We start from the raw sequence: 15936 nt of genomic DNA on the forward strand, positions 1-15936 counted from the left end.
TATGTCTCCGGTCGAAGTGAATCCGGTGACAGCATTCCCGGAGTGATCTCATGAGCAAGCGCACCTTCCAGCCCAACAACCGTCGTCGCGCCAAGAAGCACGGCTTCCGTGCCCGCATGCGTACCCGCGCCGGCCGTGCCATCCTCTCGGCACGCCGCGCGAAGGGCCGTACCGAGCTTTCCGCGTAAGCAGCTGTGCTCGCCCGCCCGTTCCGTTTGACCCGCGGGAGCGACTACCGACTGGTCGTTCGACGCGGATCGCGTTGTGGCGGGGCCCGCGTCCTCACCTCCATGCTGGCGACGGGCGAGAGCAGGGCCGCGCGGTTCGGCTTCATCATCAGCAAGCAGGTGGGCACGGCCGTGGTGCGCAACACCGTCCGTCGGCGACTCAAAGCCGTCTGTGCGGAGGCGCTCCCGCGTGTTCCTCAGGGCACGGATGTCGTCATCCGTGCCCTTCCTGCGTCCGCGACCGCCTCCTACGCGGAACTTCGGAGTGACGTGCACCGCTGTCTGGCGCGGCTCGCGCCCGTCGAGGCCACATCATGACCGCGTTGCCAGCGTCGTCGGTGGGCACGGGGGAAATGCACGGACGCGACGTGCTCCGGAGCATTCCCCTCCTTCCTCGCAACGCCGTGCTGGCTTTTCTCGCGGGGTACCGCAAGGTGGTCTCGCCGATGTACGGAGACGTGTGTGCGTACTATCCCTCCTGTTCCGCCTACGCTGTAGGTGCGGTGCAGCAGCACGGCGCCGTGCGGGGGGCTCTGCTCTCGGCGTGGCGCATCCTCCGCTGCAATCCCTGGTCTCGCGGAGGCGTCGACGACGTCACACCGCACCGACACTTCCGCTACGACCTGACCGCACACGGTTTCGTCGTCCCCTCCCGAAAGGACTGATCGGTGGGTCTTGACCTTCTGTTCGCCAGTGCCACCCCCAGCCCGGAGCCGGCATCCGGCGGATTCGACCTGCTCGGCACGATCCTGTGGCCGCTGAAGTGGGTCGTCGAGCTCATCCTCGTCGCCTGGCATTGGCTGCTGACCGCCGTCGGTCTTCCTGCGGCCTCGGGCATCACCTGGGTCCTCTCGATCGTCGGCCTCGTGATCGTGGTCCGTGCAGCGCTCATCCCGCTGTTCGTGAAGCAGATCAAGAGCCAGCGCAAGATGATGGAAATCGCTCCTGAACTGCGGAAAGTTCAGGAGAAGTACCGCGGCAAGAAGGATCAGCTCTCTCGTGAGGCGATGAGCCGCGAGACGATGGCGCTGTACAAGAAGCACGGCACGACGCCGATGTCGAGCTGTCTGCCGCTGCTCGTGCAGATGCCGATCTTCTTCTCGCTCTACAGCGTGCTGAGCGACGTCAGCAAGCACGCCCGCGACAACGTGGGTGGCGTGGGCCTGCTGAGCCCGGAGCTCACGAAGGAGTTCTACGACGCGAAGCTCTTCGGCGTCGCGTCGCTGCACGAGAACCTCGGCAATGCGATCGAGGCCCAGAACGTCACGGCGATCATCATCCTCGTCACCCTGGTCGTCCTGATGATCGCGTCGCAGTTCTTCACCCAGCTGCAGATCATCTCGAAGAACCTCTCGCCGGAGGCCAAGACCGGCCAGGCGTACCAGATGCAGAAGATCATGCTCTACGTGCTGCCGCTGGGCTTCATCTTCTCCGGTGTCTTCTTCCCGCTCGGTGTCGTCGTGTACTGGTTCATCTCGAACCTCTGGACCATGGGCCAGCAGTTCCTCGTCATCCGTGAGATGCCCACCCCGGGCTCGGAGGCGGCGAAGGCGCGCGAAGAGCGTCTGGCGCGTAAGGGCAAGGCCATCGATTCCTCGGGCAAGGTCGTGCCGATGTCGGTGTACGAGGCAGAGCAGCAGCGTCTGCTGGAGCAGGCCGAGAAGGCGAAGGCCGAGGCACCGAAGCGACAGCAGCCGGTCGGCAAGAAGCGCGCGAAGAAGAAGGGGAACGCGTCATGAGTGAGGTCGTGACCGGGAGCACGGAGCCCACTGTGGCGCAGCTCGAGAACGAAGGCGATGTGGCCGCGGACTACCTCGAGGAGCTGCTGGACATCGCCGACATCGACGGCGACCTGAACCTCGATGTCCGGCAGGGGCGTGCCTACGTCTCGGTCGAGGCCGAGGGTGACGGCCTCGCGCTGCTCTCCGCTCCAGACACGGTGCAGGCGCTGCAGGAGCTCACGCGTCTCGCGGTGCAGAACAAGACCGGCTCGTTCTCGCGTCTCATCCTCGACATCGGAGGATCCCGCGACACGCGCCGCCGGCAGCTCGTGACCCTGGTCGAGGCGGCGGCCGCCAAGCTCGATGAGGGCTCGTCGCAGGCGTCGCTGCCGGCGATGTCGAGCTACGAGCGCAAGCTGGTCCACGACATCGCTGCCGAGCGAGGGCTCGTCTCCGAGTCGTACGGCGAGGGCGCGGACCGTCACACGGTCCTGCGTCGTCACTGACGTACCGAAGGCGAGTACTGGCGGGTGTCTGAGACGAGCGATTCCGGCGAGAAGACCGTCGAGCAGGAGCCGACTGTCGCTGCCGATCTTTTCGGAGACCGCCTGGAGATCGCTCGGCGGTTCACGGACTCCCTCGCCCGTGAGGGGGAGGAGCGGGGTCTGATCGGACCGCTCGAACTGCCCCGCCTGTGGACGCGTCACATCCTGAACAGCGCGATCGCCGCACCGCTCTTCCATGGTTCCGTGGCGGACATCGGGTCTGGTGCCGGGCTGCCCGGTCTGGTGCTCGCCATCGCCCGCCCCGATGTGTCGTGGACACTGGTCGAGCCGATGGAGCGTCGGATCAACTGGTTGACGGAGCAGGTGAACGATCTCGAGCTCTCGAACGTCACCATCCTCCGGGCGCGTGCGGAGGACGTCCGTGCGAAGGGTGCCTTCGACGTCGTCACGGCTCGCGCGGTGAGCGCGCTGCGTACCTTGATTCCACTGACGGCTCCGCTGGTGCGCGATGGTGGTGAACTCGCCCTCTTGAAGGGCATGAACGCCGCGAACGAGATCGAGGCGGCGCGGAAGCAGATCGCGAAGTTCACACTCTCCGACGTTCGCGTCGAGGTTCTGGGCGAGGGACTGCTTCCCGAGACGACCCGGGTCGTCCGTGCCCACGTGCGCTGAGGACATTGTCGTTTCACGTGAAACTCTGCCGTCAGAGTGGCCTGCTTTGGTGGGCACTACCTCTTGATCGACTGATCCGAAAAGGCTGTGCCCCCTCACGCATGGAGTCCGCCCGGACAGGCCATGTTTCACGTGAAACAACAACGAGTGTCGGAGCAGTGCGGTAGGACGCTACTCTCGGCTCCGAAGGCGCTGAGTCGGGAATCGCGTTCACTGGGTGCATCGGCGACGTCGGTGTCTGGTTGCTCCAGTTACGGTGAACCGGAAACGGTGACCGACCTCTGTCTGACACGGTTGTCGGGAGCGCTGGGTTCGGCGGCGTAAGGTTCATCCATCGCGGGAGCATCTTCACCGAGGCGGTCAGAGGCGAGTATCACGTCTCCGGAGGCAGGCCTCGGAGGAGGGAATGGGTAGGCGCCGCCACACAACTCCCTGGCATCGGAGCTGTGGACGGGCGTACTCATCAACGTCCCCGAGTCCTTTTTGAAAGCGCGTGTGGAGACCGGTGGGGCATCCACCGATCGAGCCAAGGAGCGTGGGGCGCTGCCCCCGGGCGGTCCGTGGGTCAGAAGTGATGGTCTCCGGCGAGGTCATCGGACGCACTGCTCGTTGAGTGCCCTTCTGCTCGACACTGATACCTGCCCGTGCTGGTGGGTCAGCGGGCGGGGTGTGCTGTCTTCACGGTGCGGCGTGGTGGGCTGCGGATCGCAGAACCTCCCGTGGGTTAGACGCGGGAGGTGGGATCGCGGTCGGCGTGGTCACATCAGACACACAACTGTTTCACGTGAAACGTCGCGCGATTCGCTTCGACGAGTTATCGCACGCGGCGTACCTCGTCCGCTGACCATCTCCGACCGTTTGCCATGGCCCATTCGGAAGTGGGGGAGGTATCCCTCAGTCACAGCGATCTTGAATGACTGTTTCACGTGAAACAGTCGGTTTCTCGGGGTGGCTCCCACGGTGCCCGAGTGCCCGTCCTTGCGCTGAGGGGCACTGATCCTCAGCGCGTGCGCAGCGTGTGGTGACGGTGAGCGCGGCACGGGGCGAACGTGTCATCGGTCGTCGGGGGGAGCCCTCGTCAGAGTCGACTGGGTCGTACCGCTGGCTCCTGCAGGTCGCTGCGGCAGTGGAGGTCCCCGCGGGGGTGTCGACAGGCAAGAACGTCATCCGCGCGGCGAAGCTACCGCAGGGGTGCCTCGGTGCCTCGTTTCCTCTGCCGGCTGAGACGGACATGGTGCCACCAGTCCTGTCAGTGACGTTCGGGGTGTGCCTCGAAGCCTGGACTGGAGCCGGCGGGCGGCATTCTCGTGGGAAAGTGTGATGGTGTCGCCGGGTTCTGCGGCTGGGGAGGCGGCGCGATACTTCGTCCCGTGCCTGGTCAATGACGACTCGGGGCAACCGGGCCGGGCCCTGGCGTTCGATGGTGTGTCGACGTGTAAAGGCACCCGGTGAGTGGCCTTCTTCGGAGGAGTGGCCTCTGAACCTTTCTGCGGCGCTATCGGATCCCTCGTTCCTCGTCTCGAGTGTCGTCGGGGGAGACGGGGTGTAACCGGTGCAGGCCTGGCATTGGATGGTGTGTGTCCATGTGTGGAGGGGGCCGGTGAGTGCCTTGACGCGGGACTGGGCTTTGGAGCTTTTGGCCGCTGCGGCAGAGGCGCTCATGCCTCGTCTCGTGTTTCGTCCGGGGAATGACTCCGGACACCCGGGGCTGGCCTTGATGCTCAACGGTGTCCCTCGAAGTGTGGGCACGCCCCGGTGATCGGCCTTCCCGCGGAGGATTGGGCAACGGTGTGACCGAGCGCCGCTGTGGCAGACGTGCCGTGGTGCCTCCTCTCTATAGGGGTCCGCGGCGGACCTGCTGCGACGAGCTCTGATCCTCGCTATGGACGGTGTGGACAGGAAGGGGAGTGCGGCGTTTGCGCGAAAGTCGGGCGTGAACGTGCCCAGCCGCCGCCGGGGGGCTATCGCTGGCGTGACGCAGATGGCTCTTGAGCGACGGTCGTTCCACACACTTCGAGTACGCATGCCGAGTGATGTGCGTGGATGGGCGACGCCACGTCGTTCGATGGGCATCGCCGTGAAGGGAAATCCCTCCGCGCCAGAACTGCTCCCAGGTGTGCTCCGTCGTCGTGGCGACCCGAGCAGCGGCTGGGAACACGTGCTGCTGTGCGTGGCCGAGATGGTGAACGGATGTGAACAGGTCAGGACGGGTCGTGTTTCACGTGAAACAGACCGCGATCAGGCGGCGGATTCACGGGAGACGAGCCGTCGCAAAGGGCGAAGGGACGGGCCAGATTGGGGGTCGGTGCCCCCATGCCGCGCTATCCTTCGTCCACCTGCCGGCTCGGACGCTGGCGGAGGCAGCCGTTCGATGCTCCGCGAGTTGTGCGGGCGGGCAGGTCATGGAGAGGCGAGAACGACGCGGCGCGCCTGTCGCGCTGTCATACGGAGCACGGGGCACCCGCGGACCGGATCGGTGCCGCGCGACGCTGGCGTCCTCCCGGCCGAAGGTGTAAGCGTGAAGGATCCGCGTGCTCTGCGGGGGAGGTGCCCGGCAGAGCGGTGGCTCGCGGGTGTAGGCAGGGGTTATCCAGAAGGACGCGGTCGCGGATTCGCCTGACCGCGGCAGGCACCCCGCGTGGAAGCTGCGACAAGGTACCCGAGTGAGGTGGGGAGGCGGAGGTTTGCGAGCGCGGGACTGGGCCTCGAGAAATGTGGCGTCGAGCCGGACGACGCGGAGAAGCTACGCCGGACCGCCAGGCGCTCTCATCGAGGAGGGGCACGAGGTCGGCTCGCGAGCACGCTTCGGTGGCGAGGTCGGGTCCCCAGTCGCGTGACTCACCCACCCGTCTCAGCACGGGACGCCGCTACCAGCGCTGGGGCGTCCCTTCGCCCTTCGTCGGCATCGAGTTGCGCGAAGCCACCGGTGACGAAAGCCGCGTTCAGCGGGCCGTGCTGAAGCCGTCGTTTCACGTGAAACGAACCTCACCGGAGCTGACTGTCGGCGTGTATGCGGAAGTGCGCGGACGGGAAGCATCTCTGCCGCCCGGTCGTGCCTGTGATCCGACGTCGGTCGCTGCGATTAGAGTGGAACGCGGTCCCGAAAGGAGTGGATGTTTCACGTGAAACAGTCCGAGAAGGCATCGTCGAACGAATCGTTCGGGATGGACACCCCCCTCGCGCGAGAAATCGCGGATCTCTCCGTTCGTCGCCGCGCGCTCGAAGCAGTCACCGTGGAGTTCGGGGGAGACACGCGAATCCTGACGGTGTCGAACCAGAAGGGTGGCGTGGGTAAGACCACGAGCGCCGTCAACATCGCTTCGGCATTGGCAGGTCTGGGTGCGAAGGTGCTCGTCATCGACCTGGACCCTCAGGGGAACGCCTCCACGGCGCTCGGGGTGCCGCACAATGCCGACACACCGAGCGTCTATGACGTCCTCATCGACGAGTTCCCGCTCGCGGAGATCGTGCAGCCCAGTCCGGAGAGCCCCAATCTCTTCTGTGCGCCGAGCACCATCCACCTCGCGGGTGCCGAGATCGAACTCGTCGCACAGGTCGCCCGGGAGCACCGACTTCGCCGCGCTCTGGAGGACTACCTCGTCGACAACCCTGTCGACTTCGTCATCATCGATTGCCCCCCATCGCTCGGACTCCTCACGATCAACGCGTTCACCGCGGCGAACGAGGTCTTCATCCCGATCCAGTGCGAGTACTACGCCCTGGAAGGCCTGAGCCAGCTGCTCGGCAGCATCCAGATGATCCAGAAGCACCTGAATCCGAGCCTCCATCTCTCGACGATCCTCCTGACGATGTTCGACGGGCGGACGCGTCTGGCGCAGCAGGTTGCGGAGGAAGTGCGCTCGCACTTCCCGTCACAGGTGCTGGACACCGTGATTCCGCGGTCCGTACGCGTATCGGAAGCCCCCAGTTTCGGCCAGACGGTCATCGCCTACGACGGTCAGTCCGCCGGAGCGATCGCCTACCGTGAGGCCGCCGTCGAGATCGCGTCGCGACAGACGCAGAGCAAGGAGAAATAATGGCGAAGCGCACTGGACTCGGCCGCGGCATCGGCGCCCTCATCCCGACGGCGGACCAGGCAGAACGTCCTGTCGACGTGTTCTTCCCGGGCGCGAAGCTCGCTCCGGCACCCGAGGCTCCCTCCGCGAAGACCGACGCGGCACCCGAGGCTGAGCTCGAGGCGGTGCCCGGGATCCACCTGATCCAGGTCGACCCGCAGGCGATCGTCCCCAACCCCCGCCAGCCGCGCACGCACTTCAACCCGGAGGACCTCGCGGAGCTCGTGCACAGCGTCCGCGAGTTCGGCGTGCTGCAGCCGGTGGTGGTCCGGAAGAACAGCGACGGCGAGTACGAACTCATCATGGGGGAGCGGCGCACGCGGGCTGCCCGCGAGGCCGGACTCGAGTCGATCCCGGCCATCGTCCGGGATACCGCCGATGAGGACCTGCTGCGGGACGCGCTGCTGGAGAATCTCCACCGCTCGGAGCTGAATCCGTTGGAAGAGGCGTCGGCCTACCAGCAGCTCCTCGACGACTTCGGCATCACGCAGGAGGAGCTCGCCACGCGCATCGGGCGTTCCCGTCCGCAGATCAGCAACACCATCCGCCTGCTCAAGCTTCCTGTCCCCGTGCAGCAGCGGGTGGCCGCTGGTGTCCTGTCCGCCGGACACGCGCGCGCGATCCTGAGCGTGGACTCGCCGGAGGCCATGCAGCGCCTGGCGGACAAGGTCGTCAACGAAGACCTCTCCGTCCGTGCCACGGAAGAGGCGGCCAAGTCGCAGCCCTCCGCAGGGAAGACTCCCAAGCCCACCCCCGGGGCGCGGCGGGCGTACCTGGATGAGGTCGCCGGCAAGCTGGGGGACCGGCTCGACACCCGCGTCCGGATCGCACTGGGCGCTCGCAAAGGCCAGGTCACGATCGATTTCGCTTCGATCCAGGACCTGAACCGCATTCTCGAGGAGCTCGGCGAAGAAGGGTACGGCTCCGCGCGCTGACCCCGCCCCTGGTCGGGGGTGACATAGACTCGCGTCATCTTGTCGATGCGAGGGGGATGTCATGTCCAGACCAGCTGATCCAGCGAGTATCAAGCGTCGCGTGATCGCCGTCAGTATTGCGGCGGCTCTGGGCGGATTCCTCTTCGGATTCGACACCGCGGTGATCAACGGTGCTGTCGACGCCCTGGCGGGAGATGTCTCAGGGTTCGACCTCGGCACGGGTCTCAAGGGCTTCGCTGTCTCCTCCGCCCTGATCGGCTGTGCGGTCGGCGCCTGGTTCGCCGGCCCGGTGTCGAACAAGTTCGGACGCATCCCGGTGATGGTTGTCGCCGCGGCGATGTTCTTCGTCTCGGCGATCGGCTCCGGACTCGCGTTCAGCGTCGTCGACCTCATCGTCTGGCGTGTGATCGGCGGCCTCGGCGTCGGCGCGGCTTCGGTGATCGCCCCCGCCTACATCGCGGAGGTGTCTCCCGCTGCGATCCGCGGTCGTCTGGGCTCGTTGCAGCAGCTCGCCATCGTCCTCGGCATCTTCGCCGCCCTGCTGTCGGACGCCCTGCTCGCCGGCATCGCGGGGGAGGCCGACCAGCCGCTCTGGGGCCTGACCGCCTGGCGATGGATGTTCATGGTCGCGGCCATCCCCGCGCTCGTCTACGGGTTGATGTCGCTCCGGCTGCCGGAATCCCCGCGCTACCTGGTGCGCAAGGGCGAAGTGAAGCGTGCCGCGGAAGTGCTCCAGACCGTGACCGGGACGATCGATACCGAGGCGAAGATCAAGGAGATCACGGGCACGATCGACACGGAGCGCTCCGAGTCGCTGCGAGACCTGCGAGGCAGCCGTCTCGGCCTCAAGCCGATCGTCTGGGTCGGCATCCTGCTGTCGGTGTTCCAGCAGTTCGTCGGCATCAACGTGATCTTCTACTACTCCACGACGCTGTGGCAGTCGGTCGGATTCGACGAGTCCAGTGCCCTCCTCACGTCCGTCATCACCTCTGTGACCAACATCGTCGTCACGATCGTCGCGATCCTGCTCGTCGACCGGATCGGACGCCGGATCATGCTGCTCGTCGGCTCCGTCGGCATGACGGTGACCCTGGGACTCATGGCGCTCGCCTTCTCGTTCGGCACGCTGGACGCCTCGGGCACCGCGACGCTTCCCGACCCCTGGGCCACCGTCGCCCTCGTCTGCGCCAACGGCTTCGTGGTGTTCTTCGGTGCGAGCTGGGGGCCGCTCGTGTGGGTGCTCCTGGGCGAGATCTTCCCCAACTCGATCCGTGCGGGCGCTTTGGCCGTGGCTGCCGCGGCGCAGTGGGTGGCGAACTTCTTCATCTCGACGACGTTCCCCGCGTTCGCGGAGATCGGCCTCACCTTCGCGTACGGCTTCTACGCCTTCTTCGCGCTGCTGTCGTTCTTCTTCGTGTTCTTCAAGGTGCCGGAGACCAAGGGCCGCGAGCTCGAGGACATGAGCGAGGATGCGAAGGTGGAGCGCCGACCCCGTCGCGCACGCGCGTAGGCTGGAGGGATGACCGAGTCCGTCCCCCGTCGCGCCAGCCTGGAAGTGCTGCGCGCCGAGGCCTCGGACGAACTCGCCGTCCTCGTCCAGGAGCGCCTGCTCGGCGGTGAGGACCCCTGGGAGTTCATGGAGGAGCTGCCCAGTGTCGACGAACTCGTCGTCTACCTGCTGCGCGCCGACAACATCGCCGCCAACGACGGGATACGTCCCAACGCCGCGCGGCATTACCGCGTGCTGCGCCAGATCGCCCTGGAGTACCCGGAGCTCACACCGGCCGTCTGGGGACTCCTGGACGAGAAGCAGCGCCATCGTCGCTGGGACCCTCGCATCGCCGACGCCTCCTGACGACCGATGCTCCTCGTTCCCTACGACCCGTCATGGCCGCAGCGATTCGAGGAGTTCGCGGCCTCGATCCGTGCTGCGGGGGTGGACGGCTGGATCGTCGAGCACATCGGTTCGACGGCCATTCCTGGGATGAACGCGAAACCGATCGTCGACCTTGCGGTGCGGGTGCAGACAGGAGGGGAGTTCGACGCGTACCGGTCCGCGTTGGAGTCGGTGGGATGGCACACCGGCAGCGGAATCCGCACTCATCCGGTGATGATCATGGAGGCGGCCGGGGAGCGCCTCGCCATCGCACACTTCTTCACGGCAGCCGAATGGGATGCCGCGCCTCAGCGCCTGCTGCGGGACTGGTTGTGCGCGCACCCGGACGATGCGGAGCGATACGAACGCGTCAAGCACGACGCAGCGCGGGCGGCGGAGGAGCGGAACTCCTCCTACAACGCAGCGAAGACCGCCGTCATCCAGGAGATCGTCGACAGGGCGCGGGCAGCACGCGGGCTCGAGCCGGTGGACGTGTACGACAAGCGCTGATCACCCTAGGCTGGCCGAGCATGCGAGAAGGGCCGCGCCCGGAGGCGCGGCCCTTCTCGTGGTCGTGGGGATCAGCCGAGGAAAGCGGCGAGATCCTGCTCGAGGGCGAACTTCGGCTTGGCGCCGATGATCGTCGTCTTGACCTCTCCGCCCTGGAAGACCTTCATCGCCGGGATCGACGTGATCTGGTACTTCATGGCCAGCTCCGGGTTCTCGTCCACGTTGAGCTTGAGGATGGTGATCTTGTCGGGGTTGTCGGACTGGATCTCGTCCAGCACCGGCGCGACCATACGACACGGACCGCACCACTCGGCCCAGAAGTCCACCAGCACGGGACCATCGGCCTGCAGCACGTCCTGCTCCCAGGTCGCCTGGCTCGTTGCCTTTGCACTCATCAGAGTTCTCCTTGTTCGAGGTTCGCCTGTTGCAACAACGGGCGGGGGGAAAGTGTTCCCGGCCGTCGTCAGGCCGTGATGACCTCGGCGGCCTCGGCCGCGGGGACCTCGACGGAGGAGTCCTCGAGGTCGGCGAGGAAGTGCTCGGCGTCGAGGGCCGCGATCGTGCCCGTCCCGGCGGCGGTGATGGCCTGGCGGTAGGTGGGGTCGATCACGTCACCGGCGGCGAAGACACCGGGGACCGACGTCCGCGAGGAGCGTCCGTCGACCCAGATCGTCCCTTCGGGCGTGAGCTCGAGCTTCTCGTGCACGAGGTGCGTGCGCGGGTCGTTGCCGATCGCGATGAACAGGCCGTCGAGAGGGAGGTCGCGCAGCGACCCGTCCTCCGTGGAACGCAGCTGCACGCCGGAGACGGCGGTGTCGCCCAGGATCTCGACGACCTCGCTGTTCCACACGAACTCGATCTTCTCGTTCGCGAAGGCGCGCTCCTGCATGATCTTCGAGGCGCGGAGGGAGTCCTTGCGGTGGATGACGTACACCTTGTCCGCGAAACGCGTGAGGAAGGTGGCTTCCTCCATCGCCGAGTCGCCGCCGCCGACGACCGCGATGGTCTTCTGACGGAAGAAGAAGCCGTCGCAGGTGGCGCACCAGGAGACGCCGAAACCGGAGAGACGCTCCTCGCCCGCGATCCCGAGCTTGCGGTAGGCCGAACCGGTGGCGTAGATGATGGTCTTGGCCTCGTGGGTGGCGCCCGAACCGAGGGTGACCTTCTTGACGGGGCCGGCGACATCGAGCTCCGTGACGTCGTCGTAGAGCACCTCGGTGCCGAACTTCTCGGCCTGCTCCTGGAACTTCGCCATGAGCTCAGGGCCCTGGATGCCCTCCGGGAAGCCGGGGTAGTTCTCCACCTCGGTCGTGTTCATGAGCTCGCCGCCGACCTCGACGGAGCTCGCGATGAGGAGCGGCTCCAGGTTCGCGCGCGCCGCGTAGATGGCAGCCGTGAATCCGGCGGGGCCGGAGCCGATGATGATGACCTGACGCATGTGATCTCCGTTAGAAAAGCGGTGCCGTCGAAAGACGTCCGACTGCTTCAACCCATGGTAACCGCGGGGCATTCCCACGTCAGCGGCCGGGCAGGAAGCGGCGGACGAGCCCGCCGGCGGCCTTCAGCTCCGGGGCGCGGAAGACCGCGAGGATCGCGACGTAGACGATCACGACGACGAGGCCGACGACGGCGGTCGCCAGGGCGCCGGGGATGACTCCGGACGTGGCCCATCCGGTCGTCCCCCCGATCAGGAGGAACGTTCCCCATCCGGCGAGCCCCGCCGGGATCGCGGCGACCGCGAACAGCGCGAGCGCACGCAGCCAGGACAGGATTCCGATGCCGCCGATCTTGCGATGCAGCAGCCAGGTGGCGACGATCGTCTGCAGCGTGCTGGCGATGGACTGCCCCAGAGCCACGGCGGCGGCCAGCTGCGTGAGGTCGATGACCTCCGCCGACAGCAGGGCGACGGCTCCCAGCGCGGTCACGACGATCAGCGCGCACTGGAAGATCGTGAACCAGAAGGGCGTGCGAGTGTCGTCGTACGCGTAGAACGTGCGCTGCACGATGAACAGGATCGTGAGGGGGATCAGGCTCACCAGGTAGCAGAGGAGGACGACGGCCGCCCCCTCGGCGTCGGAAGCACTCTCGGTGAAGACACGGGAGGCGGGGATCGCCGCAGCGGCCACCGCGGCGACGGCGGCGACGATGAAGAACAGCAGCGTGCGGATGCTGCGCGAGATGTCTCCGCGGACCTCGTCGTGCCGCCCGGCGGCGGCGTGCTCGCTGATCTGCGTGAAGTACGGGGTCCCGATCGACAGCACGATGACCGAGTAGGGGAGCATGAAGATGAGCCAGGCGTTCGTGGTCACGGCGAGCGAGGCGCCCGACTCCGAGGCGTTGCTGACGATGTTGCCCTGCAGCACGCCGGCGGACAGTGAGGCGAACGCCATCAGGAACGTCCATCCCGCGAGCTTTCCCACGTTGCCGAGGCCGACGCCCCGCCACTGGAAATCGGGGCGGAGCGAGAGGCCCGTCCGACGCCAGAAAAGCAGCAGGACGAGCGCCTGCACAGCGATGCCGAGGGTCGCCGTGCCGCCGAGCAGGGCGATCATCTCCGGCGTCCAGTCGGCGGAGTCGCGGGACACCGGCGAGAACGCCCATCCCAGGATCAGGAATCCGATGATCGAGACGATGTTGTTGACGACCGGCGCCCAGGTGAACGGACCGAAGATGCGCCGCGCGTTCAGGGCTTCGCCCAACAGGGCGTACAGACCGTAGAAGAGGATCTGCGGGAGACACCAGTACGCGAGCGCGGTCGCGAGCGCCTGGGTCGCCGAGGAGAGCCCGCCTGCCACGATCTGCACGAGCCAGGGCGCTGCGATCGTGGCGAGAGCCGTGACGGCGACGAGCACGACCGTCCCGAGGGTGAAGAGCTTCGAGATGAACGCGTTGCCCCCGTCGGCGTCGGCGGTGGCCTTGACGATCTGCGGCACGATCACCGCGGTGAGGATGCCGACGGAGATGAGGGAGAAGACGCTGTTCGGGAGCGTGTTCGCCGAGGCGAAGGCGTCGGCCGGGCCCGACTTGAACGAGCCGATCACGGCCACGAGGACGATGCTGCGCAGCAGCCCGGTCACGCGGGAGACCAGGGTGCCCGCGCCGATGATGGCGCTGGCGCGCCCGAGACTAGTCACGCGACTCCTTCGTGGGAGGGGCATCCGGGCCGTCGGGGCGCTCCTGCACCGCGGCTTCCGCTTCCTTCTCCTCGATCAGTTCCTCGACGGCGGCCTCCACGGCCTGCTCCTCGATGGCCTCCCGACGCTTCCGGCGCACCGTGCGCACCACCCCGAGGGCGATGAGCAGCACGGCGAGGCCGCCGAAGACCACCAGGCCGATGGTCTCCCATTCCGCGCGCACCGCGACCCGGATGGTCTGCTCGGACTGGATCGGGACACCGGTCGGGCTGGTCAGACTGAGGCGCAGGTCGAGCTCGCCGCTGCCGACCCGGGCCGACACCGGCACCTTCGCCCTCGTGGTCGAGCTCGCCTGGACGGCGACGTCGATCACAGGTGTCACCTCGAGGCGCGGATCGGTGGGGGAGGCGTACAACCGCACCGTCACCGGCCACGGGAGGTCGTTGCGCACGGCGATGGGGAGGTCGGCGTTGGCCGTGAGGAGCTGGATGGTGCTGGAGTCGGGGATGCTGACGGCGCCGAGGGTCTCGGTGGTGCGCGCGCGATGGGCCGCGACCTTCTCGGTGAAGGCTTCCGCGGAGGAACCGACCGCGATGGTGCGCAGGATCCGGATCCGCTCCGGGCTCAGCAGCACGAGGGGGTCACTGAGGATGGTCGCGAAAGCGGTGAGGGAGCGCTCATCGGCGAGGAGGTTCGTGAGGTCGGACGCCCGGGTCGCCGCGGCCGTCTCCGGCAGTGTCACCGCGACGGCAGGGGCCGCCCGCACCGCCGAGAGCTCGAAGCCGATGGAGTCCGCGGTGGAGATCGCGTCACGAAGGGCCTCTGCGGGACGACTCTCGTCGCGCTCCAGGCCGATGAGGAGCGGAGCGCCAGGCGCCCGGGCACCGGCGAGGAAGAGCCGCGCTGCCGCCTCTGCCAGCAGCCCCTGGCGGGGAGCCGAGCCGGATTCGGTCGCCGCTGCGGAGAGGGCCGCCGACGTGGCCCCGTCGGTGACGAGCAGGTCCTGTCCGCCCGCCGTCGCATGAGCCGCACTCTGACCGCCGACCGTCTCGGACGACACGACCGTCGTGGCGGTGCCGCCCAGGTAGCCGGTGAACGACGCGAGGTCAGCCTGCGTGAGGTCGCTCTCCGGCCAGACGATTCCCGGGACCGCGCCGTCGATCTCCGCGAGCTCGTCGTCGGTGGGAAGCGCGGGCCCGTCGGTCGGCGTCGCCGAGGGATCGGCGGTGGCGGCGGGGGTGTTCGTCGGTGTCACGGCGCGCTGCTGCGGGAAGGCCGCGGGATCGAGCAGCGAGGTCAGCGGCAGCGGCGCCAGCGCCTCGGGCAGACCGGCCTGCGCCTGCACCGTGAGGTCGGCATCGCCGAACTGCAGGGCGAAGCGGGCGTTGGGGAGTTCGTCGAGCCTCTGCAGCCAGTCGCTCGCCGTGGAGGGAGCCGCGGTGCCCAGTGCGCGGATCGAGGTGAGGATGGCGGGATCGACCGCGAGCACAGCCGTCGTCCCGGCGACGCCGTCGAGCTGCGCGGTGAGGTCGCCGTCCGGGGCGGTCAGCTCCGTGAGCTCGTCAGCGCTCAGGAGGGCGCCGCCGGCCGGGGTGGCGGTGATGGGCACGAGGACGCCGACCGGACTGGTCGGGCTGGAGCTGACCACGAGGACGCTCGTCGCGCTGGTGTCCCAGGTGGTGGTGCGCTCCCCCTCGGCGTCCTCCGTACCGGCATCGCTCAGGGTGGCCCGCAGCGGGTACACCCCCGGTTTCAACGGCTTCAGCGTCTCCTGCGGCACGAACACGGTGGTGGTGGCGGATCCGCCCGCCTCCGCCGGCTTGGTGGCCTCTTCGCCGAGGGAGAGGAAGGAACCGGCGGCCTGTCCCTCGTCCAGCCATCCGGTCACGGCATCGTCGTCGGTCAGTGGCGTGCTCCCGAGCTCGATCTCGACGCGACCCGCGGAGAGCTCCGCCTCGGTCTCGTTCTCGATCGTGACCACGGCCGACGTCGACGTGCCCGGCGCGACGGTGCCGCGTAGACCCGCCGTGACGTGCAGTTCGACACGGTGGTCGTCGTCCGCGGCGGGCTGGTCGGCCGCCATCGCGGGACCGGCGACACCCACCGCGCAGACGCCGGCGGCCACCACGAACGCCGCGAGCCGGCGCGCACGCGCGCGGAGGCCCGTCGGGGGAGTGATCGCGGTCATGAAGGTCTTCCTCGAACGCCGGGGAGAGGCGGATCGTGAGTACTGACCCTGTGATTCTAGGAGGCCGGACGGAGGAGAACCCTGAAGACGC

The 15936-nt window shown here is 67.5% G+C and carries 15 protein-coding genes; 11 read left to right on the forward strand and 4 right to left on the reverse strand.

The window, feature by feature from the left end; genetic code table 11:
* Positions 1-50: 50 nt before the first annotated feature.
* From rpmH to AB0P08_RS13890, 11 genes are all read left to right on the forward strand, one after another.
* Complete coding sequence (gene rpmH, locus AB0P08_RS13840) at positions 51-188, forward strand: 50S ribosomal protein L34 (RefSeq protein WP_022879826.1); 138 nt, start codon at positions 51-53, stop codon at positions 186-188.
* A gap of 6 nt (positions 189-194) precedes the next feature.
* Positions 195-545 (forward strand): ribonuclease P protein component, encoded by a 351-nt coding sequence (rnpA, locus tag AB0P08_RS13845; protein WP_081811539.1) that lies wholly within the window; start codon positions 195-197, stop codon positions 543-545.
* On the forward strand, positions 542-892 hold the full coding sequence (yidD, locus tag AB0P08_RS13850; protein ID WP_062637723.1) for a membrane protein insertion efficiency factor YidD: 351 nt from the start codon (positions 542-544) through the stop codon (positions 890-892). The genes rnpA and yidD overlap by 4 nt, the downstream gene beginning before the upstream one ends.
* Before the next feature lie 3 nt (positions 893-895).
* Positions 896-1966: a membrane protein insertase YidC gene (gene yidC / locus AB0P08_RS13855; protein ID WP_363590227.1), complete on the forward strand. Its 1071-nt coding sequence runs from the start codon at positions 896-898 to the stop codon at positions 1964-1966.
* Complete coding sequence (locus AB0P08_RS13860) at positions 1963-2454, forward strand: Jag family protein (RefSeq protein WP_187662783.1); 492 nt, start codon at positions 1963-1965, stop codon at positions 2452-2454. Before yidC ends, AB0P08_RS13860 begins: the two co-directional genes overlap by 4 nt.
* Before the next feature lie 24 nt (positions 2455-2478).
* Positions 2479-3126, forward strand: a complete 648-nt coding sequence (gene rsmG, locus AB0P08_RS13865) for a 16S rRNA (guanine(527)-N(7))-methyltransferase RsmG (protein WP_363590228.1) — start codon at positions 2479-2481, stop codon at positions 3124-3126.
* A gap of 3164 nt (positions 3127-6290) precedes the next feature.
* The gene (locus tag AB0P08_RS13870) at positions 6291-7163 is read left to right on the forward strand and encodes a ParA family protein (RefSeq protein ID WP_315636775.1); all 873 of its coding nucleotides are present in this window, start codon (positions 6291-6293) and stop codon (positions 7161-7163) included.
* Positions 7163-8137 (forward strand): ParB/RepB/Spo0J family partition protein, encoded by a 975-nt coding sequence (locus AB0P08_RS13875; protein ID WP_363590229.1) that lies wholly within the window; start codon positions 7163-7165, stop codon positions 8135-8137. The genes AB0P08_RS13870 and AB0P08_RS13875 overlap by 1 nt, the downstream gene beginning before the upstream one ends.
* A 61-nt stretch (positions 8138-8198) precedes the next feature.
* Positions 8199-9647: a sugar porter family MFS transporter gene (locus AB0P08_RS13880; protein ID WP_187662780.1), complete on the forward strand. Its 1449-nt coding sequence runs from the start codon at positions 8199-8201 to the stop codon at positions 9645-9647.
* A 9-nt stretch (positions 9648-9656) separates the two neighbouring features.
* On the forward strand, positions 9657-9992 hold the full coding sequence (locus AB0P08_RS13885; RefSeq protein WP_363590230.1) for a tryptophan synthase subunit alpha: 336 nt from the start codon (positions 9657-9659) through the stop codon (positions 9990-9992).
* A gap of 6 nt (positions 9993-9998) precedes the next feature.
* Positions 9999-10523 (forward strand): GrpB family protein, encoded by a 525-nt coding sequence (locus AB0P08_RS13890; protein ID WP_363590231.1) that lies wholly within the window; start codon positions 9999-10001, stop codon positions 10521-10523.
* A 71-nt stretch (positions 10524-10594) separates the two neighbouring features.
* Here the strand turns inward: AB0P08_RS13890 and trxA are convergent, their stop codons facing one another.
* The 4 genes from trxA to AB0P08_RS13910 all read right to left on the reverse strand — a co-directional run bounded on the left by trxA (position 10595) and on the right by AB0P08_RS13910 (position 15845).
* The gene (gene trxA / locus AB0P08_RS13895; RefSeq protein ID WP_025102859.1) at positions 10595-10918 is read right to left on the reverse strand and encodes a thioredoxin; all 324 of its coding nucleotides are present in this window, start codon (positions 10916-10918) and stop codon (positions 10595-10597) included.
* A 68-nt stretch (positions 10919-10986) separates the two neighbouring features.
* Positions 10987-11961 (reverse strand): thioredoxin-disulfide reductase, encoded by a 975-nt coding sequence (gene trxB, locus AB0P08_RS13900; RefSeq protein ID WP_363590232.1) that lies wholly within the window; start codon positions 11959-11961, stop codon positions 10987-10989.
* 79 nt (positions 11962-12040) lie between these two features.
* Entirely contained in the window at positions 12041-13657 is a 1617-nt protein-coding gene (murJ, locus tag AB0P08_RS13905; protein ID WP_363590233.1) for a murein biosynthesis integral membrane protein MurJ, read from the reverse strand.
* Positions 13650-15845, reverse strand: coding sequence for a DUF6049 family protein (locus AB0P08_RS13910; protein WP_363590234.1), 2196 nt, complete (start codon positions 15843-15845; stop codon positions 13650-13652). The genes murJ and AB0P08_RS13910 overlap by 8 nt, the downstream gene beginning before the upstream one ends.
* Between the last annotated feature and the right edge of the window lie 91 nt (positions 15846-15936).

Source organism: Microbacterium meiriae, assembly GCF_040686935.1.
GTDB classification, from domain to species: Bacteria; Actinomycetota; Actinomycetes; order Actinomycetales; family Microbacteriaceae; genus Microbacterium; species Microbacterium meiriae.

Excerpts from the sequence above, each read along its gene's own strand:
- AB0P08_RS13910 (WP_363590234.1), bottom strand. The coding sequence starts at position 15,845 with ATGACCGCGATCACTCCCCCGACGGGCCTCCGCGCGCGTGCGCGCCGG.
- trxA (WP_025102859.1), bottom strand. The coding sequence starts at position 10,918 with ATGAGTGCAAAGGCAACGAGCCAGGCGACCTGGGAGCAGGACGTGCTG.
- AB0P08_RS13860 (WP_187662783.1), top strand. The coding sequence starts at position 1,963 with ATGAGTGAGGTCGTGACCGGGAGCACGGAGCCCACTGTGGCGCAGCTC.
- rpmH (WP_022879826.1), top strand. The coding sequence starts at position 51 with ATGAGCAAGCGCACCTTCCAGCCCAACAACCGTCGTCGCGCCAAGAAG.
- AB0P08_RS13890 (WP_363590231.1), top strand. The coding sequence starts at position 9,999 with ATGCTCCTCGTTCCCTACGACCCGTCATGGCCGCAGCGATTCGAGGAG.
- trxB (WP_363590232.1), bottom strand. The coding sequence starts at position 11,961 with ATGCGTCAGGTCATCATCATCGGCTCCGGCCCCGCCGGATTCACGGCT.
- AB0P08_RS13885 (WP_363590230.1), top strand. The coding sequence starts at position 9,657 with ATGACCGAGTCCGTCCCCCGTCGCGCCAGCCTGGAAGTGCTGCGCGCC.
- yidD (WP_062637723.1), top strand. The coding sequence starts at position 542 with ATGACCGCGTTGCCAGCGTCGTCGGTGGGCACGGGGGAAATGCACGGA.
- AB0P08_RS13880 (WP_187662780.1), top strand. The coding sequence starts at position 8,199 with ATGTCCAGACCAGCTGATCCAGCGAGTATCAAGCGTCGCGTGATCGCC.
- AB0P08_RS13870 (WP_315636775.1), top strand. The coding sequence starts at position 6,291 with ATGGACACCCCCCTCGCGCGAGAAATCGCGGATCTCTCCGTTCGTCGC.
- AB0P08_RS13875 (WP_363590229.1), top strand. The coding sequence starts at position 7,163 with ATGGCGAAGCGCACTGGACTCGGCCGCGGCATCGGCGCCCTCATCCCG.